Annotated in this window: 22 protein-coding genes and 1 pseudogene; 13 read left to right on the forward strand and 10 right to left on the reverse strand. The window is 68.8% G+C overall.

The window, feature by feature from the left end; genetic code table 11:
* Window positions 1-127: 127 nt before the first annotated feature.
* From ABT254_RS42045 to ABT254_RS42070, 6 genes are read right to left on the reverse strand one after another with little or no spacing between them, the layout of a single operon-like run.
* On the reverse strand, window positions 128-973 hold the full coding sequence (locus ABT254_RS42045; protein ID WP_351482811.1) for a fumarylacetoacetate hydrolase family protein: 846 nt from the start codon (window positions 971-973) through the stop codon (window positions 128-130).
* Window positions 974-984: 11 nt separating this feature from the next.
* Complete coding sequence (locus tag ABT254_RS42050) at window positions 985-1,911, reverse strand: 3,4-dihydroxyphenylacetate 2,3-dioxygenase (protein WP_351482812.1); 927 nt, start codon at window positions 1,909-1,911, stop codon at window positions 985-987.
* Entirely contained in the window at window positions 1,904-3,367 is a 1,464-nt protein-coding gene (locus ABT254_RS42055; protein ID WP_351482813.1) for an aldehyde dehydrogenase, read from the reverse strand. The genes ABT254_RS42050 and ABT254_RS42055 overlap by 8 nt, the downstream gene beginning before the upstream one ends.
* Window positions 3,368-3,401: 34 nt before the next feature.
* Window positions 3,402-4,208: an acetoacetate decarboxylase family protein gene (locus ABT254_RS42060; RefSeq protein ID WP_351482815.1), complete on the reverse strand. Its 807-nt coding sequence runs from the start codon at window positions 4,206-4,208 to the stop codon at window positions 3,402-3,404.
* A 22-nt stretch (window positions 4,209-4,230) separates the two neighbouring features.
* Window positions 4,231-5,451 carry an NAD(P)/FAD-dependent oxidoreductase gene (locus ABT254_RS42065; protein ID WP_502972144.1) on the reverse strand — a complete coding sequence of 407 codons (1,221 nt, stop codon included), beginning with the start codon at window positions 5,449-5,451 and terminating at the stop codon, window positions 4,231-4,233.
* Between the two features lie 5 nt (window positions 5,452-5,456).
* The gene (locus tag ABT254_RS42070; RefSeq protein ID WP_067252810.1) at window positions 5,457-5,645 is read right to left on the reverse strand and encodes a ferredoxin; all 189 of its coding nucleotides are present in this window, start codon (window positions 5,643-5,645) and stop codon (window positions 5,457-5,459) included.
* Between the two features lie 352 nt (window positions 5,646-5,997).
* Between ABT254_RS42070 and ABT254_RS42075 the strand changes: the two genes are divergently transcribed.
* From ABT254_RS42075 to ABT254_RS42085, 3 genes are all read left to right on the forward strand, one after another.
* Entirely contained in the window at window positions 5,998-7,353 is a 1,356-nt protein-coding gene (locus ABT254_RS42075) for a glutamine synthetase family protein (protein ID WP_351482819.1), read from the forward strand.
* Window positions 7,354-7,389: 36 nt separating this feature from the next.
* Window positions 7,390-8,706, forward strand: a complete 1,317-nt coding sequence (locus ABT254_RS42080) for a cytochrome P450 (protein WP_351482821.1) — start codon at window positions 7,390-7,392, stop codon at window positions 8,704-8,706.
* 78 nt (window positions 8,707-8,784) lie between these two features.
* Window positions 8,785-9,723, forward strand: coding sequence for a TIGR03619 family F420-dependent LLM class oxidoreductase (locus tag ABT254_RS42085; protein WP_351482823.1), 939 nt, complete (start codon window positions 8,785-8,787; stop codon window positions 9,721-9,723).
* A 595-nt stretch (window positions 9,724-10,318) separates the two neighbouring features.
* Here ABT254_RS42085 and ABT254_RS42090 read toward each other — a convergent pair.
* Window positions 10,319-10,459, reverse strand: coding sequence for a hypothetical protein (locus tag ABT254_RS42090; RefSeq protein ID WP_351482825.1), 141 nt, complete (start codon window positions 10,457-10,459; stop codon window positions 10,319-10,321).
* A gap of 152 nt (window positions 10,460-10,611) precedes the next feature.
* Complete coding sequence (locus ABT254_RS42095) at window positions 10,612-10,794, reverse strand: hypothetical protein (protein ID WP_351482827.1); 183 nt, start codon at window positions 10,792-10,794, stop codon at window positions 10,612-10,614.
* Between the two features lie 298 nt (window positions 10,795-11,092).
* On the opposite strand from ABT254_RS42095, the gene ABT254_RS42100 reads away from it, so the two are divergent.
* The 3 genes from ABT254_RS42100 to ABT254_RS42110 all read left to right on the forward strand — a co-directional run bounded on the left by ABT254_RS42100 (window position 11,093) and on the right by ABT254_RS42110 (window position 13,614).
* A complete protein-coding gene (locus ABT254_RS42100; RefSeq protein ID WP_351482829.1) occupies window positions 11,093-11,233 on the forward strand; it encodes a hypothetical protein in 141 nt (46 codons plus the stop codon).
* A 183-nt stretch (window positions 11,234-11,416) separates the two neighbouring features.
* On the forward strand, window positions 11,417-11,809 hold the full coding sequence (locus ABT254_RS42105) for an effector-associated constant component EACC1 (protein ID WP_351482831.1): 393 nt from the start codon (window positions 11,417-11,419) through the stop codon (window positions 11,807-11,809).
* Entirely contained in the window at window positions 11,806-13,614 is a 1,809-nt protein-coding gene (locus ABT254_RS42110; RefSeq protein ID WP_351482833.1) for a caspase family protein, read from the forward strand. Before ABT254_RS42105 ends, ABT254_RS42110 begins: the two co-directional genes overlap by 4 nt.
* Window positions 13,615-13,625: 11 nt before the next feature.
* On the opposite strand, the pseudogene ABT254_RS42115 reads toward ABT254_RS42110, so the two are convergent.
* Both ABT254_RS42115 and ABT254_RS42120 read right to left on the reverse strand, forming a co-directional pair.
* A pseudogene (locus ABT254_RS42115) lies at window positions 13,626-13,949 on the reverse strand (zinc finger domain-containing protein); the annotation flags it as partial.
* Window positions 13,950-14,752: 803 nt separating this feature from the next.
* A complete protein-coding gene (locus tag ABT254_RS42120; RefSeq protein ID WP_351482835.1) occupies window positions 14,753-15,964 on the reverse strand; it encodes an MFS transporter in 1,212 nt (403 codons plus the stop codon).
* 462 nt (window positions 15,965-16,426) lie between these two features.
* Between ABT254_RS42120 and ABT254_RS42125 the strand changes: the two genes are divergently transcribed.
* The 7 genes from ABT254_RS42125 to ABT254_RS42155 all read left to right on the forward strand — a co-directional run bounded on the left by ABT254_RS42125 (window position 16,427) and on the right by ABT254_RS42155 (window position 24,464).
* Window positions 16,427-17,359, forward strand: coding sequence for a UTP--glucose-1-phosphate uridylyltransferase (locus tag ABT254_RS42125; protein WP_351482837.1), 933 nt, complete (start codon window positions 16,427-16,429; stop codon window positions 17,357-17,359).
* A gap of 33 nt (window positions 17,360-17,392) precedes the next feature.
* On the forward strand, window positions 17,393-18,178 hold the full coding sequence (locus ABT254_RS42130) for an SDR family NAD(P)-dependent oxidoreductase (protein WP_351482839.1): 786 nt from the start codon (window positions 17,393-17,395) through the stop codon (window positions 18,176-18,178).
* Window positions 18,179-18,236: 58 nt separating this feature from the next.
* Complete coding sequence (locus ABT254_RS42135; protein ID WP_351482841.1) at window positions 18,237-19,922, forward strand: FAD-binding oxidoreductase; 1,686 nt, start codon at window positions 18,237-18,239, stop codon at window positions 19,920-19,922.
* 73 nt (window positions 19,923-19,995) lie between these two features.
* A complete protein-coding gene (gene wecB, locus ABT254_RS42140; protein ID WP_351482843.1) occupies window positions 19,996-21,192 on the forward strand; it encodes a non-hydrolyzing UDP-N-acetylglucosamine 2-epimerase in 1,197 nt (398 codons plus the stop codon).
* Window positions 21,193-21,206: 14 nt separating this feature from the next.
* A complete protein-coding gene (locus ABT254_RS42145) occupies window positions 21,207-21,962 on the forward strand; it encodes a hypothetical protein (protein ID WP_351482845.1) in 756 nt (251 codons plus the stop codon).
* A 20-nt stretch (window positions 21,963-21,982) separates the two neighbouring features.
* Window positions 21,983-23,209: an FG-GAP repeat domain-containing protein gene (locus ABT254_RS42150; RefSeq protein ID WP_351482847.1), complete on the forward strand. Its 1,227-nt coding sequence runs from the start codon at window positions 21,983-21,985 to the stop codon at window positions 23,207-23,209.
* Between the two features lie 73 nt (window positions 23,210-23,282).
* Window positions 23,283-24,464 (forward strand): acyltransferase family protein, encoded by a 1,182-nt coding sequence (locus tag ABT254_RS42155; RefSeq protein ID WP_351482849.1) that lies wholly within the window; start codon window positions 23,283-23,285, stop codon window positions 24,462-24,464.
* The last annotated feature ends 52 nt before the right edge of the window (window positions 24,465-24,516 follow it).

Below are 24,516 nucleotides of genomic sequence, written 5' to 3' on the forward strand. Positions count from 1 at the left end.
CCTGTGGAGCTGGTGTAAGACCTCAACGGAGAACTCCGGGCGGGCAGTCGGCGACGAAGCAGGAAGTCTCACGGCGCGAGCCGTAAGAACCTCCCTCCTTCAGGAGGGAGAGCGTCAAGGGCGTTTGTCAGCGCCTGGGCGGGCGGATGCCGCGGAACTCCCAGTCGCCGCCGAGCGCCGTGGACAGGACCTCCTCGGACTCGGTGGGCTGGGCGCCGACATCGGTACGGATGGGGGTCGGGCCGGTGACGATGTGGTTCGTCAGCCGGCCGAGCCCCTCCACCTCCACCTCGACCACATCCCCCGGCTGGACGGGCCGGGAGTTGGCGGGGGTGCCGGAGAGCAGCACGTCACCGGGGTAGAGGGTGATGGTGCGGGCGATGTCGGCGACGAGGTAGTGCATGTCCCACTTCATCTCGTCGGTCGAACCGTCCTGCACCACCTCGCCGTTGACGTAGGTGCGCAGGCTCTTGCCGTGGAAGTCCCAGTCTGTGACCAGGCCGGGGCCGAGGGGGCAGAGCGTGTCGGAGCCCTTCACGCGGAGCATGGAACCGGCGTCGGTGTCGCGGAAGTCGTGCAGGCCGTAGTCGTTGGCGATCGTGTAGCCGGCGATGTACTCCCCCGCCTCGGCCGGGGAGATGTTCCGCGCGGTCTTCCCGATGACGATGGCGACCTCGCCCTCGTAGTTGAGCCACTTGCAGCCCTCGGGGCGGACGATGGCGCCCTTGTGGGAGTTGAGTGAGGAGGTCGGTTTGTGGAAGTACGTGGGGGTGTCGGGCAGGTCGATCTGGAACTCGTCGACGCGGCTGCGGTGGTTGAGGTGGACGGCGATCACTTTGGACGGCACGACCGGCGGCAGGTGCTGTGCGTCCTCGATCTTGACGCGGCGGCCGTCCCCGGCGACGAGTTCGTCGCCGTCGACGGTGACCTGGACGGTGGCGCCGTCGAGGAGGATGCGGCGGTATTCGGGCATGACGGGCCTTTCTAGATACGGCTGTGAGGGTTGCGCGGGGAGGGCAGGCCGGCGCCGGTCCAGCCGTCGGCCGGGCGGTCGAACCAGAGGTGGACCTGACCGGTGCCGATGGAGTTCTCGTACTCGCCGTACTGGCGGGCCTTGGCGACGCACGCCTGTTCGCCGAGGGCGCCGGCCATCATCAGGTAGTGGAAGAACTTCGCCTCGGGCTTGTACTTCGAGAACTCCGGCATGGTGTCGAGGACCTTGTCGTGTCGGCCCTCCTTGAACCAGGCGATGCGCTCGTGGTCGGCCTCGCGCGCTTCCGGTGTGAAGATGTGCACGGGGTCGCTCGACTCGTGGTCGCGCAGTTCGCGCAGGGGCCAGAAGGTGTGTGACAGCGCACCGGAGGCGATGAGCAGGACCCGGCGGCCGGGGGTGGCGGCGATGCCGTCGGCCAGCGCCCGGCCGAGGCGCAGGTGGTCCTCCATGTCGCCGGTCTGGCAGACCCCGATGGTCACCCAGCGCTTGTCGGGCAGCCCCTCTCCGAGGAACTTCCAGAGGTTGATGGTGGCGTAGTAGATCGGCAGGTAGTCGTCCTCGATCGCGGTGATCCAGGTGCCGTGCTTGTCGGCGAACTTCTCGATGTTGTGGGCGAGTTGAGGGTCGCCGGGGAAGTCGTACGGCATCCGGCACATGCCGCGCGGCAGCTCCTCGGACGTGAAGAGGCCGGCCCGGCGCGCTTGCGCGGTGACGACGAACTCGACCGTCGTGGCCCAGTGGGAGTCCAGGACGACGACGGTGTCGTAGTCGTCGCGCTCGAAGACGTCCTTGCGCAGCTGCTGCAGGCCGGTGACGAGGGTGATCTCCTTGCCCTCGTTGAGCTCCAGCCGGGTCTCCCGCGGAAGCACGATGGTGGGGACGTGGGCGAGCAGGCCCGCCCCGACGATCTCACCCATGGTTGCTCCAACCGTTCGGCGCGGTCACGGTGTTCTTCACGTCGCAGTAGAAGTCGAAGCTCCAGGTGCCGCCCTCGCGGCCGACGCCGGAGTGGCGGGAGCCGCCGAAGGGCGCCTGGAGGTCGCGGACGAAGAAGCAGTTGGTCCAGACCGTGCCCGCGACCAGCTGGGCGGTGACGCGTTCGGCGCGCTCCGGGTCACCGGTGGCGAGCGTGGCGGCCAGCCCGAAGCGGGTGTCGTTGGCGAGGCGGACGGCTTCGTCCTCGTCTGTGAAGGTCTGCAGGGTCAGGACGGGGCCGAAGACCTCCTCCTGCACGATCTCCGAGTCCTGGGCGACGTCGGTGAGGAGGGTCGGCGCGTAGTACTGGCCGTCCCCCCGGTGGCCGCCGATGACCGCGCGGGCCCCGGTCGCGATCGCCCGCTGCACGAATCCGTCGATCTTCTCCAGCTGGCGCGGGTGGATGTTGGGGCCGATGTCGGTGGCCTCGTCCCGCGGGTCGCCCTGGGTGAGCTGTCCGGCCTTCTCGACGAAGCGGCGGGTGAACTCCTCGGCGACCGATTCCTCGACCAGGAAGCGCGTTGCGGCCAGGCACACTTGCCCGGCGTTGTCGTACTGCTCCACCGCCAGGTCGACCGCGAGGTCCAGGTCGGCGTCGGCGAACACCAACAGGGGTGACTTGCCGCCGAGTTCTAGGCTGAGCGGGGTCAGGTTGGCGGCAGCCGAGGCCGCGATCCGCTTCGCCGTCGGCACCGAACCGGTGAAGCTGATCCGCCGCACGTCAGGGTGTGAGGTCAGGGCGTCGCCGATCTCCGAGCCGTACCCCTGCACGACGTTCAGCACTCCGGCCGGCAGCCCGGCCTCGGCGGCGATGTCGGCCAGCAAGGAGGCGGTCAGCGGGGTCCACTCGGCGGGCTTGAGGATGACCGTGTTGCCGGCCGCGAGAGCAGGGGCGACCTTCCACGTGGCCAGCATCAGGGGGGCGTTCCAAGGGGTGATCAATAGGGAGGGGCCCGCCGGGTCCCAGCTGACGTGGTTGGTGTGCCCGCGCGTTTCGAAGTCCTCGTGCTCCAGCTTCAGCAACCAGTCCGCGAAGAAGCGGAAGTTGTGGGCGACGCGGGGCATGACACCCCGGCGGTGGGAGCGGAGCAGGGCGCCGTTGTCGTGGGTCTCGACGATGGCGAGCTCTTCCAGCCGCTTTTCGACGCCGTCGGCGACGGCGTGCAGGATGCGGGCGCGGTCGGCGCGGGGGGTGGCGGCCCAGGCGGGGAAGGCGGCCTTCGCCGCCGCCACCGCGGCCGCGGCCTCCATGGCGGTGCCCCGGGAGATCTCCCCCAGAACGCTGCCGTCGATCGGCGAGACATCGGTGAACGTTTCGGTGGAGGCGACGCGCTCGCCGCCGATCCAGTGCCGGGTGTCGACGGCGACCCCGGCCACCGTGAGGGTGTGCTCGGTCATGTCCGGTCTCCAAGTCCTGTGGTCTGTACGGGGGTTACTCGGCGCCGGACGTGCCGGTCTCCAGCAGTCGGCCGCCGTCCCAGACGACACCGATCTGCCGGTAGTAGGCGGCGATCGGTTCGCGGATCTCCAGACGTGCCAGTTCCTCGGTGGGCGCCTCGAACAGCTCCAGCTCGGCGTCGCCGCGCCACGGCTGCCCGCCCTCGAAGGAGGCGGCGCCGGACTCGATCAGCTCGTCGAGTGCCAGGCCCTTGCCCTTCTCGATGGAGGGCAGCCAGCGGTGGTGGGCCATGGGGTGGGCGTTGACGAAGCCGTTGGTCTCGGACGGCTCGCGCAGGGTGACCACGGCCTGGGCCAGGCGCCGGTCGGCGGCGGCGAGGGTGGCGCCGAAGCGGGCGCCGGCCTCGATGCGCGGGGCGGGCCCGTAGGGGTGCGGGCGGGTCTGGTGGATCGAGCCGAGCTTCTTCGGGTATCCCTGGTGCAGTCCGCGCGCGATGGCGAAGTCCTTGTCGACCCAGATGTAGACGCAGCGGGTGTAGGTCTGTCCCCGGTACTTGCAGCGCACGACCGCGAACGCCTCCTTGTACTGGGCCAGTACCGGGTCCAGCAGCTCCTGGCCCGATTCCGAGCAGGACTGCCAGTCGGCCCAGATCAGCGCCACGGCACCCGGGTCCTCGTCCGCCAACTCCAGCGGCTCGGGCAGCAGTTCACGCACCCGCGCGGGATCCGTGCGGTACTCGACGGTCAGCAGGTCGCCGGAGTAGCGCCACGGCGGGGACGGGATCAGCGAGGAGGCACCGCTCGCCGTCTTGGGATGGAAGTAACCACGGACAGGGGACATGACAGGGGTTCCTAACGCTTCGTTACGCGGTGAGGGCGGGCTGCTTGAGCAACTGGGTGCGATAGCGGGCGGCGCCCATCGCGGCGGCCTGACCGCCGAGTGCGACGACGCCGACGAGCCGGCCACCGGTGTGGTATCCGACCAGGACGTCACCGTCGGGGTCGCCGTCCAGGATCCGTACGTCGTCCTTGCCCAGGACGGGTGCGCCGAAGGACTGCAGCCGGAAGTCGTGCTGGTCGCTCCAGAACGTCGGGAGTGGGGCGAAGGGCGCCAACTCCGCGCTTGTGCCGGTGAGATGGGTGACGAGGGCCTTCGCGGCGTGCTTGGCCGTGTCGGTGGGGATCGACCAGTGCTCGACACGCCGGGGTACGCCGTCGTAGCGGGCGTTGGGGAAGCGGGCGACGTCGCCGACCGCGACGACCTCCGGCCGTCCCCCGACCCGCAGCTGCTCGCAGGTGAGGACGCCGTCACTGAGGTCGAGGCCGTTGCCCTCCAGCCACTCGGTGTTGGCCACGGAGCCGACCGACTCCACGACCACATCGGCGGGCAGCACGCTGCCGTCGCTCAGCACGACGCCGGTGACCCGGTCCTCGCCCTCGAAGCCGGACACTCCGGTGCCAAGTGCGAAGCGCACCCCGCGTTCCTCGTGTCGCTTCAGCAGCGCACGGCCGAGCAGTTCGCCGAGCGGGCCGACCATGGGCAGGGGGAACGGATCGACGACGGTCACCTCGCGGACGCCGAGGCCCACGGCGGTGGCGGCGACCTCGCAGCCGATGAAGCCGGCGCCGACCACGACCACGCGGGCACCGGGGCGGGTCAGCTCGTCGCGCAGGCCCTGGGCGTCGGCGAGGGTGCGAACGGTGTGGCGGCCGGTGAGCGGGCCGGGGCAGCGCAGGCGCCGGGGCCGCATGCCGGTGGCGACGACCAGTCCGTCGTACGAGATCGCCGAGCCGTCGTCGAGTGCGACGATACGCCGGTCGAGGTCGGCCGCGACGACCTTCGTGCCCAGCCGCCACTCCACGTCGGCGGCGGCTGCCTTCGGCGTGAAGGCGAGCGACTCGAAGGGTGCCTTGCCGGCCAGCACCTCCTTGGACAGCGGGGGCCGGTTGTAGGGCATGTGGGGCTCGTCGCCGATGACGGTGATCGTCCCGGTCCAGCCCGCGGCGCGGAGTTGTTCGGCGGCGCGCAGGCCGCCCATGGAGCCGCCGGCGACGACGACCCGTCCGGTCGTGGGTGCGGTCATGGCGGTCATCCCTCGATCCGGATGGCCTGCAGCGGACACACGTCGGCGGCCTCTTCGACCTCGTCGCGCAGCGCGTCGTCGGGGTCGGACACGTACACCAGGTGTCCGTCGTCGTCCATCGAGAAGACGTCGGGGGCGGCGAAGACGCACTGGCCGTGGTCCTGGCACTTGTTCATGTCGACGACGACCTTCATGGCGGTCCTCCTGAGGGGTGAGGCGTCCGAGCAAGGAAGAGGGGGAAAAGACGGGCCCGGCCCGGGTTGAGCCGGGCCCGTCGGCCAAAGGGGGCGAAATCCAGCGGATGTCGCACCCCTTACTCGTTTGGCTTCAAACAAGATAGGAAGCCGCCCGACCCTGGTCAATACCTGTCCAGATGGATAACTTTTTTCTACCAGCCCCTTGCGGGGTGGCAACCCCCTCCATATCGTTCGGGATCAAATTATTAGTTCGGGGCTCACTTCTCCGCCGCCCCGGCTCCCCTCCTCCGCACCCCTCCCCCAGTGCCCCCGGCACCGGGAGTCCCTTCCTTCCGCCAAGGAGACACTGGTGAGCGCATCCGACACCTCAGACATCCGCGGGCACATGGAGCGGCTCGCCGCCGCGGGCGTCGACGTGGTCCGCGTGGTCTACCCCGACCTGATCGGCACCGACCGCGCCCGCGAGGTGCTGCTGGACCATCTGCCGTCGGCCTGCGAGCACGGCCTGGCCTTCTGCCGCGCCGTCTACCACACCACCCCGCAGGGCGACGTGGTCCCGGTCGCGGGCGGTCTGGACGCCGGCCTGCCGGACGTGACCGTACGCCCCGACCTGTCCACCCTGGCCGTCCTGCCCTGGGAGCCGGGCGTCGCCGCCTGTCTCGGCGAGGTCACCGACCCGGCGACCGGCGCCCCGGCGCCCGAGTCCCCCCGCGACCTGCTGCGCACCGTCCTGGCTCGCTGCGCCGAGCAGGGACTGCGCCCCGTGGTCGGCCCCGAGCTGGAGTACTTCCTGCTGGAGGCCGCCCCCGGCTCGCCCACCGGCTGGCGCCGCTCACCGGAGACCACCGGCGCCGTCTACACCGCGGGCCTGCGCGCCGATCCCGACAACCACCTGCTGCGCACTCTGCGCGCGCTGCGCGACCTGGGGCTCGGTGTCGTCACCGGCAATCACGAGTTCGACGGCGGCCAGTACGAGATCAACCTGACCCATTCCGCCGCCCTCGACGCCGCCGACCGCGCCTTCCGCTTCAAGGCGGCCGTCAAAGAACTGGCCCGCAAGGAGGGCAACCTCGCCACCTTCATGGCCAAGCCCTTCGGCGACGCGGGCGGCTCCGGCTTCCACCTCCACCTGTCCTGCAACGACGCCGATGGCCAGAACGCCTTTGACGACCCAGCGGGCTCGTACGGCCTGTCCGCCACGGCCCGGCACGCCATCGCGGGCATTCTCGGCCACGCGCCGGCGCTCGCGGCCCTGGCCAACCCGACCGTGAACTCCTACAAGCGCTTCGGCCCGGACACCCTCGCCCCCTGGCTGATCGACTGGGGCCTCGACAACCGCAGCGCCATGGTCCGCATCCCGCCGGAGCGCGGCTCTGGGGCCCGGTTGGAGCTGCGCCTCGGCGACGCAAGCGCCAACCCGTACCTGCTGATCGCCGGCACGATCGCCGCCGCTTCGCTCGGCGTCCAGGCCGGCGAGGAACCGCCCGCCCCGCTGGAGGGCTACGGCTACGACACCTCCCGTGCCGCCCTGCTGCCCCAGAGCCTGTCGGCCGCGCTCGACGCGCTGGAGGCGGACACCGCCCTGACCGACCTGCTCGGCAAGGACTTCACCACGTCCTTCCTGACCTACAAGCGGGACGAGCTCGAACGCTTCGGGCGGCACATCACCGACTGGGAGTTCACCGAGTACGCCTACCACCTGTAAGCCCGCCCCGAAGTCCTCACGCGAAGGAACCGCCCCATGACCAGCCCCACCGTTCCCGCCGTCCCCACCACCCGGGCCGAGCTGCGCGCAGCCCTCGACGAGCCCCTGCCGCTCGACCGGGTGGACCTCGCCGACCTCGACAACTTCGCCGACGGCATCACCCCGTGGCGCATGTTCCACACCCTGCGCCACCAGGAGCCGGTCCACTGGCAGCCGGAAGAGGCCCCCAACTCCGGCTTCTGGTCGGTGACCCGCCACGCCGACATCGCCACCGTCGACCGCGACCCGGAGACCTTCACCTCCACGAGGTTCGTCAACCTCGAAGAACTCGACGACGACCAGATCAAGAAGCGCGCCTCCATCCTGGAGATGGACGGCGTCCGCCACCGCGCCCTGCGCAGCGTGATCCAGCGGCAGTTCGGCGCGAGCGTCATCAACAGCTACAGCGACTTCCTGCGCGGCCTCACCGCCAAGACGCTGGATGCGGCCCTCGCCAAGGGCACCTTCGACTTCGTCGCCGACGTCTCCGCCGACTTCCCCATCAACGTCCTGGCCCGGCTCCTCGACGTCCCGCCGGAGGACAACCAGCAGCTCATCGACTGGGGCAACCGCATCATCGGCAACACCGACCCCGACTACGCGGACGTCCTGCTGCACAGCGCGGAGAGCGAGAAGTACCGCGACCTGCCGTTCCGTTCCCCCGCGTCGATCGAAGTCTTCGAGTACGGCAGGGAGCTGGCGCGGCAGCGGCGCGGCGGCGACGGTACGGACCTGGTCTCGAAGCTGGTCAACACCACACCGCGCGACGGCATCCCGCTCTCGGCCCAGGACTTCGACAACTACTTCCTGCTCCTGGTGGTGGCCGGCAACGAGACGACCCGCCACACGATCTCCCACTCCATGCTGGCCCTGCTCCAGCACCCCGAGCAGCTGGCGAAGCTGAAGGACGACCCGTCGCTGATCCCCACGGCGGTCGAGGAGTTCCTGCGCTGGGCCTCCCCCGTCTACCACTTCCGCCGCACCGCCACCCGCGACGTCGAACTCGGCGGCAAGAAGGTCAAGGAAGGCGACAAGGTCGTCATGTGGTACGCCTCCGGCAACCGCGACGAAGATGTCTTCGGCAACCCCTACGACTTCGACGTCACCCGGCAGAACAACGACCACGTCACCTTCGGCAAGGGCAGCCCCCACCTGTGCCTGGGCAACCTCCTCGCCCGCACCGAGATCCGCATCATGTTCGAGGAGCTCATCCCCCGCATCGCCGACATCCGGCTCGCCGGGGACGTCCCGCGGGTCCGCTCCAACTTCGTCAACGGCATCAAGAAACTGCCGGTCGAGGTCACCCTCGCCTGACCGCCGGCCGCAGTCGTCCAGACGACTGCGGCCGCCGCACGTCTGCCCTCAGACCCGCCCGCATTGAGGATCGCCACGATGACCACTCCCCGCATGCAGCTCGTCCTGAGCGAGAACTGGACCATGACCGCAGGCCGCGCGGACCTGCCGACCGTGATCCGCTGGGCCCGCGAGGCCGAGGACGCCGGATTCGACTCCGTCATGATCAGCGAACACATCGTGCTCGGCCCCGACGCCGGAGCAGGCGGGGTGATGGGCAACCCCCGCGACTACGCCCTGCCGGGCAACCAGGACCCCCACACCCCCTGGCCCAACTCCCTCATGCTGCTCAGCGCGATCGCCGCCGTCACCGAGCGCCTGCGCCTCGCCGCGTCGGCGGTCATCGCTCCCCTGCGGCACCCCCTGCTCCTGGCCCGCGAGCTCGGCACCCTCGACCTTCTCTCCGAGGGCCGTCTGATGGTGCTGCCCAACGTCAGCTGGAGCCGGGACGAGTACGCGGCACTCGATGTCCCGTTCTCCCGACGCGGCAAGCTCCTTGACGAACACCTGGAGATCTGGGCGAAGTTGTGGGGCCCCTCTCCCGTGTCCCACGACAGCGAGTACTACACCTTCCAGGACGTCTACTTCGAGCCCAAGGCCTACCGCCCGGACGGCCCCCGACTGTGCTTCGGCGGCGCGGGCATGCACGCCGCGATGGTCCGCCGGATCGTCCGGTACGGCCATGCCTTCAACCCGCTGGGCAAGGTGACGCCCGAGCAGATGCAGACGCTGAAGGCCGCGATGGCCGCCGCGGGCCGCGACATCGCCGACCTGGAGATGATCGGCGGCACCCGCGCCGTGTTCCCCGACGACACCTCCTGCGCCGACCTCGCCCAGGCCCTCGAGCCCATCCCCGAGCAGATGACCCAGGGATTCACCACCTTCTGCATCAAGCCCTCGCAGTTCACCGACGACCCGAACGCAGTGGGCGCCTTCTGCCGCGAGGTGATGCGCCGCGTGGCGTCGCTGACCGCCTGACGGCGTCGGCCGATGCTCCGCATCGCGGCCCGAGCAGCCCGCTGACGACGAACGGCACGGGCCGCGGAAGAACCAAGACGGCGCCCGCTAGGCGGGCCTGCTCGAACGCTTCGCGGGCGGCTTCCAGCTCGGCGGGCAGGAAGATCAGCGACACGGTGGCGAAGTCCAGGTTCGCCTCCGGGAGGCCCTCGGGGTTCGTCGCTGGAGTGGTCGGCATGGTGTTCCCGGTCTGCGCGGGCGAGGACCGTGTTGGCGTCGATGATGACCGCCGAGCGTCGCCCCCAGCCTGTGTAGACGACGCAGCCGTTCGCGTTGATGATCACCAGGGCATGGTGTGGAACCAGAAGAGTGGGAACCACGCCATGGTGCGCTGATGGAATTCAATGCGGTATTTCATGGCATCAGCCCTTGATCCTTCGCTGGTGACCCCATGTTGCGCCCCATGGCTCCGATCGGCGAATTGGTTCAGGCGAGTGAGGCCAACGTTCGACTGATGCGTCCCGTTGCCCCCCGGCCGGACGGACACCGAGCTGGGGATCCTGGACTGCCCCGGACACAACGAACCCCCGCACGAGCGTGTGCGGGGGTTCGTCGTTCATGCGGACGCCGACTGCTCCGAGATGGCGTCCTCTGGCGGAGGCGGGCTCGGCGGCGGAAACACGAGGTCCTCGAACGCTTCCATCGCGAGGAGGAGCAGTAGCAACAGGGCCGGGAGAAACAGCGCGATCAAGGCCACGGCACCTCCCAGGGGGAGAGTGGGCGGGCTTTCTCAGATCGGTTCGTCTGACTCTGTGGGGTGGCTACGTCGCACTCAGTGTGCGTCCGATTGGAGTAGCCCGCATGTCGATCACAGAACCTAGCGCGGGCTATGGGGGGCGTGTTCCTGGTTCAGTCGATGCCGGTCGGGTCGTCGTCCGACCGTGTCTCGCGCTCGATGATTGCGAACGCTTCCGCGATGGCGGCGCCGAGGAGGTGTCGGGGCACAGTGGCCCGGTATTCGATGCGTACGCCCTTGCGGGGCGGGCCATCGTCGACTTCAGGGCGGGCGGGCAGGTTGGGGCTGTCGCTCACGCTGCCGCTCCCTTCCCTGTGTGGGCTGTGCCGCACCACAGGCACCGGCCGGTCGCTTCGGTCATGGGTTCCGGAGGCGTGTCGGGGTCGTCGAGGGTGCTCGTCGTGACGCGCTGGACGAGACGGAACTCGCTATTGGGGTACTCCCTGCGGCCCGACGGAGGGAGCCGACGGCGCGGTCCTTCTCGGCGACGCCCCACTGGAGTGTGCCCCCGTAGCCGTTCACCTGGCCTTCGACCTGCCACCGTCGTACGGGTGGTGCGGCCTCTGGTCCGCTGATGCAAGGCGTTCGACGAGTATGACCACCTGGGACCTGGAGCGGCATGACGCGCGCGAGAACACCATGATGGGCCCCTCCTCCATGCACCCGGACGAGATCGGCCGCTACCTGGTGCGCACCATGGAAGGGGAGCACCTGGTGCCTCTCCCGGTGCGGTAGCCAATACCCGGCGCGAGCACGGCGGTTGAACGATGAACGTTGCGGTTGAACCGTGAAATGCATTGCGTCATCGGCGATTTGCCGCCGTGCCATCAGCGGTAGAGACTATAAACGATGACGTAGAGCCCACCGATGGTCCGACTCTGCGCCGCCCCGAGCAGCACGAACAAAGGGGCTGACCCGGTGGAGAAGCAATTGCTGATCCTCCTCTCCGAGGAGGAAGCGGAACCTGAACGCGTGGCAGAGCTGACCAGTTACCTGCGCGAGGAACTACTCGATCTCGACGTGGACGACGTCACGGCGCTCCCCGGTGCGGAGGCCCCGCCTGGAACGCGGGCCGTGGACGTCACTCAGATCGGCTCCCTGCTGGTGGCTCTGGGCAGCTCGGCGGCCGCACTGAGCCAGGTGGTGAACGCGGTTCGGTCGTGGCTGGACCGATTTCATGACTCACGTCCGTCGTTGCGTCTGGAGATGGACGGCGACGCCATCGAGGTGTCCAAGGCGACCGACGAACAGATCGCGGAGGCGCTCAGAGTCTTTGTGCAGCAGCATGCGACAGCGGGGGCCCGGTCATGACGGAGTCCCGGCACGCACTGATCATCGCAAACGACCGTTATGCCGACCAAGGGCTGAAGAAGCTCAGGGCACCCGCGCAGGACGCCGCGGCCCTTGCCGGGGTGCTGGAGGATCCACAGATCGGCGAATTCAAGGTCCAGGTCGTTCACAACGCGCGGGCCGACGAGATGCGCAGGAGCATCCAGCGCTTCTTCAAGGACCGCCGCCGCGACGACACCCTCCTGCTGCACTTCTCCTGCCACGGCCTCAAGAGCGAGTGCGGCGAGTTCTACTTCGCCGCCGGCGACACCGAGCCGCAGCTGCTGGACGCCACGGCGATCTCGTCCCAGTTCGTCCGCGGGTGCATGTCCCGGACGAAGGCCGGCCGGACCGTCCTGTTCCTTGACTGCTGCTACGGCGGCGCATTCTCCCGAGGCGCGTCTGTGCGGGCCGGCGGAGACGTGAACGTCCTCGAGTCGTTCCAGACGGAGAAGGAGCCCGGCGGGCAGGGCTGGGCCGTCATCACGGCATCCGACTCCATGGAATACGCCTTCGAGGGCCCGGAACTCGCCGAGAACTCCGCTCCGCGGCCGTCGGTCTTCACGCACGCGGTGGTGGAGGGCCTCAAGAGCGGCGAGGCCGATCTCGACGAGGACGGCGAGGTCCGCTTCAACGAGCTGTACGACTACGTGTACGAGCGCGTGCGGGAGGAGAATCCGAACCAGACACCGAAACGCACGGTGGAGATGCGGGGGGATCCGTGGCTGGCGCACAGTCGGCGTGGCCGACTCAAGATCGTTGCCGCTCCCTCGCCGCCCGCCCTGCGGGAGGCCATGAACAGCAGCGAGGTCATCAAACGACAGAACACCGTGTTGCTGTGGCTGAACAAGCGACTGCAGAGCCCGGAGCTGCCCATTGCGGAAGGGGCACGTCAGCACCTGGAAGAAGTCGCGCACAACGACATCCCGGAGGTTGCCGATCTGGCGTCGGACGCTTTGAGCGAGATCCACCTGGCACCGTCACCGGACCACCTGGACTTCGGCCTGGTGCCGAAGGGAGCGCCCCCTCGGAAAAAGTCCGTGACCATGCAGGGCCCACCGCTGGCCCGTCACTGCGTGGCCCAGCCCACACAGTCATGGCTGCAGGTCGATCCGACGCAGAGCGGTCTCGAGGTCCGCGTCGACACGGCCGCTGAAGGGCACCTGTCCGGCGACATCGTGCTCAAGGGTGTGGCCGACGAAGCGTTGATCCACGTCGAGGCGGTGGTGGGCCCGCGGATCGAGCCCGCGCCCTCAGCCGGACCCACGGATCAGGAGCCCGGGCCCCGGCCGTCCGGTCCCGGGACGGACACGACGATCATCCAGCCCCCGACTCCGCCGCCGTCCATCCCCAAGCCGCCATCGACACCGCCCCCAGGACCCGTAACCGGACGGAAGGAACCGCGCATATCCCGCCGCGCCCTCGCCCTCGCCGGCACCGCCCTCGTCCTCGCCGGCACCGCGGCCATCACGGCCATCGTGGCCATCGTGGCGGCGGTGTCAGCCGTGATCGAGCGAAGCGAAGGGGTGTACGGAAGCATCGAGGACAGCATCCACGACCACGGAGCGCTCGCGCCGCTCACCGTGTGTCTGATCACCGGTGCGCTGGCCCTGATCGTCGGCGCATTCGCCCGGCACGACCTGAGGAGGCGGCAGGAGCGCTACACGACGCAGGCGGCGGGTGCCACGCACACACTGACCTCGATCGCGAAAGGTCTGGCGATCCCGGCGCTGGTCCTGGCCGTCCTCGCGGACATCGCCTACCTGGTGGGCAGCCAGTACTGGTGACGCTTCGGCGACTACTTCAGCAACCTGGACATCCTCCGGTCCGCCAGCGGCTTCCCGCCTGTCTGGCACGTCGTGCAGTACTGCAGCGAAGAGTCGCTGAAGGACACCTCGCGGATGGAGTCGCCGCAGACCGGGCAGTGCTCGCCGGTGAGGTCATGGACGCGCAGACCCGTCTTCTTCTCGGACTTCAGGCCGGCGGCGGCCAGACCGTGGGAGCGGGCGACCGCGTCGGTGAGGGTGGTGCGCAGGGCGTCGTAGAGGCCTGCCGTGTCCTCCGGAGTGAGGGAGGAGGCCAGTTTGAAGGGGGACATCTTCGCGGCGTGGAGGATTCCACTTGCGGACGCGGCACCACGGACGGGGACACGGTTGAAGGCGAACGCTTCGATGCGTCGCCATGTGCGGGCGTGCCGCCACCGCTTCCAGCGGTGGCGGACGCTCATCGGGATCAGGCGCACGTCAGGCCCTCGCCGCGTGCTCGACGGCCTTGTCCGGATCACCGAACGCGCGGGCCAGGGCCTCCGGGTCGGCTCCCTGGGTGAGGGCCCGCTCGATGGGCCAGCCAAGCCGGGCTCTCTGACGCTTCGGGCGAGCAAGCGGCCTCCCAGAACGCAGAAGAGCCCCTGGTGAACCGGGGGCTTTGGCGTTGGCCTGTTCAGATCGTTTCTGCTCGCGTAGCGAGTGGTGGGGCGGGTGGGACTCGAACCCACGGCCGACGGATTATGAGTCCTTTGAGGATCTTGGCGACCCTTGTCGATCAATGCCAATGCTGGCCGTTTTACCAGGTCAGACGAGGTGTGGCGGCTCGGTCCTGCTCGGCCCTTGTCGGTCTTTGCCGATCCTTGTGTCCAACCTGCGTCCAGAACGCGTCCTGGAAGGACATACATGGCCGTCGCGGCGGCCGTCCTGCCGGCTCGGCGACGGACTCCGAACCTGCGGGCAACGGATTCCCTTTCCGGTTTTGCTGGACACCGGACGCGTTTTGGTTTTTCTGGTCCGAGCGAATCCAAGGAACCTCGCAATCGGGGTTGGCCGTCGGCGACAGGAAGCATCGCGCCGAGGCCCACGAATTGGATGGCCGCCTCCTCCGAACCGAACAGTGTCGACGAGGTCGGCAGCGGCCGTTCGGCATCCTGGATGCTCAGCGACGGCCGGCGGCCTGCTGCTCGGTCCGAGTGAAGCCGCTCGCGACGACGGCGCCGGAGGCGCTCTCGTGGCGTTCGAGGATTGCCGAGACGAGGGCGAGAAGCAGGGCGGCCAGGGCCATGAGGGCGCCGACCCAGTTGGGGGCGGTGTAACCGAGGCCAGCCGCGATGACGAGGCCGCCGAGCCAGGCGGAGAGGGCGTTGCCGAGGTTGAATGCGCCGATGTTCACGGCCGAGGCCAGCGTCGGGGCGCCGCTCGCGTGATCGAGGACGCGTTTCTGGAGTGGCGGCACGGTGGCGAAGCCCAGGGCTCCGATCAGGGCGATCGAGACGGCGGCAAGAACCTTGTGTTGTGCGGTGATCGTGAAGAGCGCGAGCACGGTGGCCAGGCCGCCGAGGGAGACGTACAGCATGGGCATCAGGGCGCGGTCGGCGAAGCGGCCGCCAACGAGGTTGCCGCCGACCATGCCGAGCCCGAAGAGGACCAGCAGCCAAGTCACCGAGCCGTCAGTGAAACCCGCAACGTGGGTCATCATCGGCGCGATGTAGGTGATGGCCGCGAAGACGCCGCCGAAGCCAAGGACGGTCATCGCCATGGCGAGCAGAACCTGGGCGTTCTTGAACGCGGCCAACTCATGGCGCAGGTACACGCCTTCCGGCCTGGGCATCTCGGGCACCAGCACGGCCACACCGAGGAGCCCAATCACTCCGAGCCCGGCGACGACGGCGAAGGTGGCCCGCCAGCCGGCATGCTGCCCGACGAAGGTTCCCAGAGGCACGCCGACGACGTTCGCGACCGTGAGGCCGCTGAACATCATCGCTATGGCACCCGCCTTCCTGTCCGAGGCGACCAGGTCGGCGGCGACGACCGAGCCGATACCGAAGAAGGCGCCATGGGTGAGCGAGGCGACCACCCGGCCGATCAGCATCACGGCAAAAGTGGGCGCAACGGCGGAGAGCAGGTTTCCGGCGATGAACAGGCCCATGAGCAGCATCAGCATGCGCTTGCGGGAGACCTTGGTGCCGAGCACTGCCATCAGGGGAGCACCGAACATGACGCCGAGCGCGTAACCGGTCACCAGAAGGCCCGCAGTGGGGATGGAGACCCCGAAGCTGCCGGCGACCTCGGGCAGCAGGCCCGTGATCACGAACTCGGTGGTTCCGATACCGAAGGCCCCGATTGCGAGTGCCAGGAGCGCCAGAGGCATGAGGGCTACACCTTCCCAGTTGATTGCGGATGCACATAAACATCGCCCGCCGACGCGGTCCTCCTGAGCCGGAGCGCCACCACGCGGCTCGTGACCCGCCGCTGGTCCGGGTCGTAGCCCCGCTTAGCATTCCCGCGGCGCCCCAACCCCAGCCAGGCAGGCGCCGACTGGAGCGGCCGGTCATGCGTCGCGTCCTTCGACGCCCGCCGGTGCAGTCCGTTCCTTCCGGTCCCGCCGCACGGCGCCCGCATCACCCTCCCCGCCGTCCACGGGTCGGGGCAACCCCGTTTCCGCATCTTCAGTAAGTCCGCGGCGCAACACCCTGTTCATAATTCGAACTCACCTGCTCAGGACGGCAGCGTACGACCTGTCGGACCGGGAAAAAGATGCGAACCGCTGAAATAGCCCCACGGTTGTCGAACAGCTACCGGAAGGAATCGAATTGGAGTTAGGTTCTCCACCATGACCAGTAACCACCGCATTATCAAAGCGGTCATACCGGCCGCCGGGCTGGGCACGCGGTTCCTTCCGGCAACCAAGGCCGTACCCAAGGAAATGTTACCGGTGGTGGACAGGCCCGCCATTCAATACGTGGTCGAAGAAGCCGTGTCGGCCGGCCTCTCTGAAATACTGATGGTGACCGGGCGAAACAAACGTCCGCTGGAGGACCACTTCGACCGCAGCTTCGAGATTGAGAACGCATTGCAGGAAAAGGGAGATGCCGCGAAGCTCTCTCGGCTGGAATCCCCCTCCTCGGTCGCGAACATCCACTATCTGCGTCAGGGCGATCCCCGCGGGCTGGGCCACGCTGTGCTGCGCGCCGCGTCGTACGTGGGTGACGATCCGTTCGCCGTGCTGCTCGGCGACGATCTGATCGACGCCAGGGACGACCTGCTGACGCGCATGACCGATGTGCACGAGCGCCATGGCGGGAGCGTCCTGGCTCTCATGGAGGTGGGCCCGGACCAGATCTCCAGGTACGGGTGCGCGGCCGTGACCGCGACCGAAGAGGACGATGTGCTCCGCGTGACCGGCCTGGTCGAGAAGCCCTCGCCGGCCCGGGCACCGAGCAACTACGCGGTGCTGGGGCGGTATGTGCTGACTCCGGACGTCTTCGCCGTACTGCGCCGCACCGGGCCGGGGCGTGGCGGGGAGATCCAACTCACCGACGCCCTGGGCGAGATGTGCGAGAGCGGGACGGCGGGACCGGTGCACGGCGTGGTGTTCTCCGGTCGCCGTTACGACACCGGGGACCCCGGTGACTACCTGCGCGCCGTGGTCCGGCTGGCCTGGGAGCGCGAGGACCTGGGGCCGGGATTCCGGGCGTGGCTCGGCGAGTTCGTCGGATCCCACGCCGGCCTCGCCCCCGTGCCGGAGGAGCTGGGTGCCGCGTAGCCGCCCGTTGCCCGAACCAGAGAGGAAATTCCGTTGGACCTCCAGCTGTCCGGCACTGTTCACGTCGTCACCGGGGCATCGGCCGGGATCGGCGCGGCCACCGCGCAACTTCTCGCCGCGGAAGGCGCCTTGGTCGTCGGTGTCGCGCGCCATACGAAAGCCATCGACGCAATCGCCGAGAATGTTTCGTCGGTTTCCGCCGATGTCACCGATCCGGACGCCGCCCGGCGCACAGTGGACACCGTTCTCGAACGTCATGGACGCATCGACGGACTGGTGAACAATGTCGGCGGGCTCACCTCCCGCCAAGGTTTTCTCGACACGACCGACGCGGACTGGAAAGCCGCTTTCGAGCTCAATTTCCATTCGGCGGTCCGGTTCACGAGGGCGGTTCTGCCCACGCTCGTCGAGCAGGGTTCGGGAAGCCTGGTGCACATCGCCAGCGAAGCCGCCCGATTCCCGGACGCGCCGCTGCTGGACTACGCGGCGGCCAAGACCGCGCTGCTGTCCGTCTCCAAGTCCCTGTCGGCGGAGTTCGCGCCCCAGGGGGTGCGCTCCAACGTCGTCTCCCCCGGCCCCACCAGGACGGCACTGTTCGACGCACCGGGCGGCTTCGCCGAGCAACTGGCCGAACGGTACGGGATGTCCTCCGACAACGCTGTCGACCACTTCATCCGCGAGGAGCGCAGGCTGCCCAGCGGGCGCATCGGCCGACCCGAGGACGTGGCCCGGATCATCACCTATCTCCTCTCCCCCCTGGCCGGCCAGGTGACCGGCGCCGAGTGGGCGGTCGACGGCGGCGCGCTGCGCCAGATCTGACCCCTGCCACCCCCGATCCGCTGAATCCGTCCCACCCCGAGTTTCTATTGAGGTGTTCATGACCAGCACGCCGCCCCCACGTCTGAACCGACGCTCGGTCCTCACCCGCGGCGCCGTCCTCGCTGGCACCGCCACTGCGGCCGCCACCGGACTCACTGCCGTCACCACCACCCCCGCTCAGGCCGCGGAGCCAACCGACGTCGGCGCGCTCATCCGCCCCGACGACCCCCGCTACCCCCTGCTGACCACCGGGAACAACCAGCGGTACGTCGCCGCGCCCGAGTACGTGAAGATGATCCGCTCGACCGCCGACGCCGAGCGCGCACTGCACGCCGCCCACCGGGCTGGCAAGCGGGTCTCCGTACGCAGCGGCGGCCACTGCTTCGCCGCCCTGGTCTGCAACCCCGAGGTCGAGGTCATCCTGGACTTCTCCGAGATGACCGACGTCGGCTACGACCCGGCCAGACGCGCCTTCTACGTCGAGCCCGGCGCCCGCCTGCTCAACGTGTACGAGGCTCTCTACAAAGGCTGGGGTGTGACCGTTCCCGGCGGCATCTGTTACAGCGTCGGCGCGGGCGGCCACATATCCGGCGGCGGCTACGGCCTGCTCTCCCGAGCCCACGGCCTGGTCGTCGACCATCTGTACGCCGTGGAGGTCGTCACCGTCGATGCGCAGGGCAAGGTGCGCACCACTGTCGCCACCCGCGAGGAGGACGACCCGAACCGCGACCTGTGGTGGGCGCACACCGGAGGCGGCGGCGGCAACTTCGGCCTGATCACCCGCTACTGGTTCCGCTCACCCGACGCCCACGGCAGCGAACCCGGGGACCAGCTGATCTCGCCGCCGTCCAGGGTGCTGGTGCATGCCGTGGACCTGCCCTGGGCCGATCTGGACGAGGCCAAGTTCACCCGGCTGCTGAAGAACTGGGGCTCCTGGCACGAGGCCAACAGCGCGCCCGACTCGCCGTACCGGCACCTGTCGAGCCTGTTCAACGTGAGCTCGAAGTCGCACGGCAGTCTCGGCATGTTCACCCAGGTCGACGCCACCGTGCCGGGCGCCCGGAAGCTGCTGGACGACTTCTTCGCCGCCATCACTGCCGGCACCGGCCTCACGGCCAGGCCCATGGCGAAGGCGAACGGCGAGATCCCGCACCTCGCGGGTCTGGCCGAACCACGCGAGATGCCGTGGCTGAACGCCACCCGGCTGGTCGGCACCAACAACCCGACCATCACCAACCCGACGTCCCGGGCCGTGCACAAGTCCGGGTACATGCGGAAGAACTTCACCGACCAGCAGATCGCGGCGTTGTACAAGTACATGACCCGCCCGGACTTCGAGAACCCCGACACCATGCTGGTGCTGTTCTCCTTCGGCTGCCAGGTCAACGCGGTCGGACAGAACGACACGGCCAACGCCCAGCGCGACTGCGTCTTCAAGATGACCTTCCAGACGTTCTGGCCCGACGCGTCGGACGACGACTTCTACCTGCAGTGGATCCGCGGCCTGTACGCCGAGTTCTTCGCCGAGACCAAGGGCGTTCCCCTGATCGGCGACCGAACGGACGGCTGCTACATCAACTACTGCGACACGGACATGGCGGACCCCCGCCACAACACCTCGGGCGTCCCCTGGCACACCCTCTACTACAAGGACAACTACCCGCGCCTGCAGCAGGTCAAGAGGCGCTGGGATCCCACCAACTTCTTCCACCACGCCCTCTCCGTCGAGCCCGCCAAGGGCTGAGGTCTGGCACCCCGAGGACCTTTTTCAGGGCGTACACCGCCGTCGACGCGACACCTCAATCGGGAGACACCTGATGCGATCTGTTGCCGTGGTCCTGGGCACCCGCCCCGAGGCCATCAAGTTCGCCCCGGTCATACACGCGCTGCGGGACGATCCCCGCTTCGACCCGATCGTCATCTCCACCGGCCAGCACCGCGAGATGCTGGACGAGACCATGCGGGCATTCGATCTGAGCCCCGACATCGACCTCGGTGTCATGGTCCCGCAGCAGACGCTTTCGCAGACCACTTACCGTGCGCTGCGCGAGCTGGAGGCCCGGCTCAGCACCCTGGAGGCGGAGGCCGTGCTGGTGCACGGCGACACCGCCACCACCATGGCCGGCGCCCTGGCCGGCTTCCATCTCCAGATCCCCGTCGTCCATGTGGAGGCGGGTCTGCGCAGCGGTTTCCTCGGGTCGCCCTTCCCGGAGGAGGGCAACCGCCGCATGGTCGCCCAGATCGCCGCCCTGCATCTGGCCCCCACCCCGGGCAACAAGGCGAACCTGCTCGGCGAGGGCATCGCCGAGGACACCATCGCCGTCACCGGGAACACCGTCATCGACGCACTGCAGTGGGCGAGCCACCGCGCGGAGAGCTTCGGTCACCCCGCGCTGGCGGACCTGGACACCGACCCCCGGCGCGTGGTGCTCGCCTCCGCCCACCGCCGGGACGCCTGGCCCCATCTCCCGGAGATCGCCCGCGCGTTCGCCGACATCGCCGACGAGCCCGGGACCCGGGTCGTCGTGCCACTGCACCGCAACCCGGCCGTACGGCAGGCGATGCTGCCGCGTATCGGCGACCACCCGAACATCACGATCGTCGACCCGCTGCCGTACCTGAACTTCTGCCGGCTCATGAGGCGCGCAGACCTCATCCTCTCGGACAGCAGCGGCGCCCAGGAGGAAGGCCCCGCTCTGGGCAAGCCGACCCTCGTGATCAGCAATGTCACCGAGCGGTCGGAGGCGGTGGCCGCGGGCACGGCCCGGCTGGTCGGCACCGCGTACGACGGCGTGTACGAGCACACCGTTCGGCTGCTGCGCGACCAGCGGGAGTACGCCCGGATGGCGTCCGCCGCAAACCCGTACGGCGACGGACGGGCGACGCAGCGCACGGTCGACGCGATCGCGCACTTCTTCGGCGACGGACCGGCACCGAAGCCGTTCGTACCGGAAACCCAAGTCGACGGTCTCGCCGTCGAGTTGGCCAGGTCCGCGGAGTACGCGCAGACATGACGAACGGAGCAGACATGACAGACACCACGGAACGCGTGCTGGACCTGGGCGGTCCCTTCGTCACCACGACGGTCGTCGCCGGCGCGGCGGAACACCACGTCGGCGGTCGCGCGATCGTCGTGAACTGCGCACCGAGCGACGCCTGGGTCGCGGAGTCCCCCAGGCGCCCGATCTCGCCGCTGACCTCGACCATCGTGACGGACACGACGATCGAGGGCGCCGAACTCCTGGTCGTCCTGCGCACGGACGACGAGAAGGGGGAGCGGATCGCCGGCATCACGGACGAGCGGGGCTGGGCGCTGCTCGGCGAGTTGCTGGGCGACCGGATCGGCGACGGTCCCGGCACCACCGGCGGCCTGCCGTTCGACAAGGGCATCCCGCTGTCGCGGGGCCCGCAGGACACCATCGGCCGGGTCGAGTTCGACCCCGCCCTGGTGCTGCGGGAGCCCCCCACGGCCGGTGCGCCGGACACCTTCGACGTGCGGGTCAACCTGTGGTTCGCCCCGGCGGGCACCGACTGCTTCATCCACAACCGGCACGACTTCATCGAGGTCCACACGCAGGTGGCCGGCCTCGGCCGCATGCAGAAGTTCAGGGAGCAGGACCACACCACGCTCTACCAGGACCTCCCGATGAGCCCCGGCTACACCACCCCGGACCCGTTCTGCTCCCTCGGGCCCGACGACACCTTCGTCTACCCCTGGCACCAGTACCGCGCCGACACCGACTGCGTCTGGCTGGCCATCGAGTACCACCGCGTCCCGCGGTGACCGTCGAGCGGAGACACGACATGAACGAGATACGGATCCCGAGGTTCACCCCGGAACTCGTGGCGGACCAACTACGCGACGGCTACTGGCTGGAAGCCCCCGACATCGACGGCGACGGCCGCCCGGACCTGTTCGGCTACGGGTTGCGGCTGGGTGAGATCTATTGGTACCAGAACGACGGCCGTTGGACCCGGCGCCTGGCGGCGGACGGCTTCCGGATGCCCGTCGGTGCCGACTTCGCCGACGTCAGCGGCAACGGCTCCCCCGACATCATCGTCTGCTACGAGCTGTACGGCCCGATCGGCACCATCGTCGACCCCGACCCCGAGGGTGGCAAGATCGCCTGGCTGGAGAATCCCGGCTCGCCCGACAAGGACCCCTCCCGCTGGAAGAAGCACTACGTCGGCCGGGCCACCGGTATGCACCGGCTGCGGGCCGGCTACTTCACCCAGTCCGAACGCCTGGAGATCATCGGACTGCCGATCGTGGCCGAGGCGGATGTGCACGCGGTGCTGCCCGTGGTGCTGTTCACCCAGCCCGACGACGTGCTCGGCGCCGAGGAGTGGCCGATGACGGTCATCGACGACAGCAACTTCCGGATGATCCACGGCGCGGAGAAGAAGCGGGGCCTGATCCCCGGCTCCGACCGGGACTCGCTGCTGCTCGCCTCCGACGAAGGCGTCACCTGGCTGTACTTCGACGCCGAACGCGGCGAATGGGTGCCCGAACTCATCGGCAGCGGCGAGCTGAGCCAGTTCGAGAAGACCGGCTTCCGCGGCAGCGGCGACCTCAACGCCGGACGGCTGGGCGACGACCCGATGGCGTACGTCGCAGCGATCGAACCGTTCCACGGCAACACGGTCGCCGTCTACACCAAGGGCGACGGCGACGGCTGGCAGCGAACGTTGCTGGACGTGTACGGCGACCCGAACGAGAACGGGGAAGGCCCCGGCCACCAGATCGTCTGTGCCGACTTCGACGGGGACGGCGACGACGAGTTCCTGGTGGCGCTGCGCGGGCCGTGGCCCTGGCAGGGAGTCATGTACTACAAGGCGGTCGACGCGGCCCGGGGCGTCTGGGCGAAGTGGCGGGTGTCCGACGAGTCCGTCGCGCGGATCGCCACGGCCGACTTCAACGGTGACGGCCGACTCGACTTCGCCACCATCGCGTACTCGGTGCAGAACTACTACGTGGCCAAGGACGCCAAGATCGTGATCCACCGCAACGGGACCGACCTCGCCGAGTAGACCCCCTCCCCCCTGGTTCCGGGGCGGCCGTGTTCGGCCGTCCCGGGACCTTTCCCCAAGAGGAGCATCCGTCATGGCTCGCGCCCGCGTCGCCACCCTCCCCTCCCTCACCGGCCTGCGCTTCTTCGCGGCCCTGCTGGTCTTCTTCTTCCATTCCTCCCTCACCAACTCGCCCATCCCGCCCAACGATCCGATCAACCCGTTCGCCGACTCCGGTATTGCGCACGCCTACACCAAGGCGTTCCTGCACACCGGCTACATCGGGGTGTCGTTCTTCTTCGTGCTCTCCGGCTTCGTCTTGACCTGGTCGGCGCGACCGGGGCAGTCGACGGTGGCCTTCTGGCGCCGCCGTATGACCAAGATCTTCCCGAACCACCTGGTGGTGTTCCTCGCCTCGCTGATCCTCTTCGCGGGCGCCACCATCACGTCGGTGAGCCAGTGGCTGCCCAACCTGCTGCTGGTGCACACCTTCTTCCCGCAGGCGGACATCAACCTCAGCATGAACCCGCCGAGTTGGTCCCTGGGCAGCGAGCTGCTGTTCTACGTCCTCTTCCCCCTCCTCATCGTGCCGATCCGCAGGATCCGCGAGGGGGCGCTGTGGGGCTGGGCCGCGGTGATGGTCGCCGGCACTGTGGTCGTCCAGCTGATCTCGACCTACCTGGTACCCGACACCCCGAAGTCGGCGATCACCCCGATCTCCGACAAGCAGTTCTGGTTCGGCTACCTGTTCCCGCCCGGCCGCCTCTTCGAGTTCGTGCTGGGTGTCCTGCTGGCCCGCCTCGTCCTGGCCGGCCGCTGGCCTCGCTGGATGGGCACGGGCAAGTCGCTGGTGCTGTGCGCGCTGGGGTACGCGGCCGGTTTCATGGTGCCCTTCCAGTACACGTTCGTCACCGTGACGATCGTCCCCATCGGCGCGCTGATCGCCTCGGTGGCGGCATCCGACGTCGCCGGCCACCACACCTGGCTGCGCAGCCGCCCGATGGTCTGGCTGGGCGAGGTCTCCTTCGGCTTCTACCTCGTCCAGGGCGTGGCGATCTTCTATCTTCGCTCCCTCCTGAACGGCGCCACCTACTCGGTACCCGCGTCGATCCTGCTCATCATCGGCTTTTTCACCGCATCGCTTCTGGGCGGCTGGTTCTTGTACCGCTTCGTGGAAATGCCCGCGATGCGCCGCTTCAGCCGAAGCCGCCGCACGACGGAGCCGACGACGGCGACCGCGGCCGAACCCCAGCCGACTTCGCTACGAGCACTCTGAGCCCCTACGAGAGGGTTGGGGGCCGGGGCTCCAGACCCCGGCCCCCATGAGC

The organism is Streptomyces sp. NPDC001137, from assembly GCF_040298885.1.
Taxonomy (GTDB): domain Bacteria; phylum Actinomycetota; class Actinomycetes; order Streptomycetales; family Streptomycetaceae; genus Streptomyces.

Bases quoted from the DNA above. Each gene is read 5' to 3' on its own strand.
- ABT254_RS42045 (WP_351482811.1), bottom strand. From the start codon at position 973: ATGCCCGAATACCGCCGCATCCTCCTCGACGGCGCCACCGTCCAGGTC.
- ABT254_RS42050 (WP_351482812.1), bottom strand. From the start codon at position 1,911: ATGGGTGAGATCGTCGGGGCGGGCCTGCTCGCCCACGTCCCCACCATC.
- ABT254_RS42055 (WP_351482813.1), bottom strand. From the start codon at position 3,367: ATGACCGAGCACACCCTCACGGTGGCCGGGGTCGCCGTCGACACCCGG.
- ABT254_RS42060 (WP_351482815.1), bottom strand. From the start codon at position 4,208: ATGTCCCCTGTCCGTGGTTACTTCCATCCCAAGACGGCGAGCGGTGCC.
- ABT254_RS42065 (WP_502972144.1), bottom strand. From the start codon at position 5,451: ATGACCGCACCCACGACCGGACGGGTCGTCGTCGCCGGCGGCTCCATG.
- ABT254_RS42070 (WP_067252810.1), bottom strand. From the start codon at position 5,645: ATGAAGGTCGTCGTCGACATGAACAAGTGCCAGGACCACGGCCAGTGC.
- ABT254_RS42080 (WP_351482821.1), top strand. From the start codon at position 7,390: ATGACCAGCCCCACCGTTCCCGCCGTCCCCACCACCCGGGCCGAGCTG.
- ABT254_RS42085 (WP_351482823.1), top strand. From the start codon at position 8,785: ATGACCACTCCCCGCATGCAGCTCGTCCTGAGCGAGAACTGGACCATG.
- ABT254_RS42100 (WP_351482829.1), top strand. From the start codon at position 11,093: ATGACCACCTGGGACCTGGAGCGGCATGACGCGCGCGAGAACACCATG.
- ABT254_RS42110 (WP_351482833.1), top strand. From the start codon at position 11,806: ATGACGGAGTCCCGGCACGCACTGATCATCGCAAACGACCGTTATGCC.
- ABT254_RS42120 (WP_351482835.1), bottom strand. From the start codon at position 15,964: ATGCCTCTGGCGCTCCTGGCACTCGCAATCGGGGCCTTCGGTATCGGA.
- ABT254_RS42125 (WP_351482837.1), top strand. From the start codon at position 16,427: ATGACCAGTAACCACCGCATTATCAAAGCGGTCATACCGGCCGCCGGG.
- ABT254_RS42135 (WP_351482841.1), top strand. From the start codon at position 18,237: ATGACCAGCACGCCGCCCCCACGTCTGAACCGACGCTCGGTCCTCACC.
- wecB (WP_351482843.1), top strand. From the start codon at position 19,996: ATGCGATCTGTTGCCGTGGTCCTGGGCACCCGCCCCGAGGCCATCAAG.
- ABT254_RS42145 (WP_351482845.1), top strand. From the start codon at position 21,207: ATGACAGACACCACGGAACGCGTGCTGGACCTGGGCGGTCCCTTCGTC.
- ABT254_RS42150 (WP_351482847.1), top strand. From the start codon at position 21,983: ATGAACGAGATACGGATCCCGAGGTTCACCCCGGAACTCGTGGCGGAC.
- ABT254_RS42155 (WP_351482849.1), top strand. From the start codon at position 23,283: ATGGCTCGCGCCCGCGTCGCCACCCTCCCCTCCCTCACCGGCCTGCGC.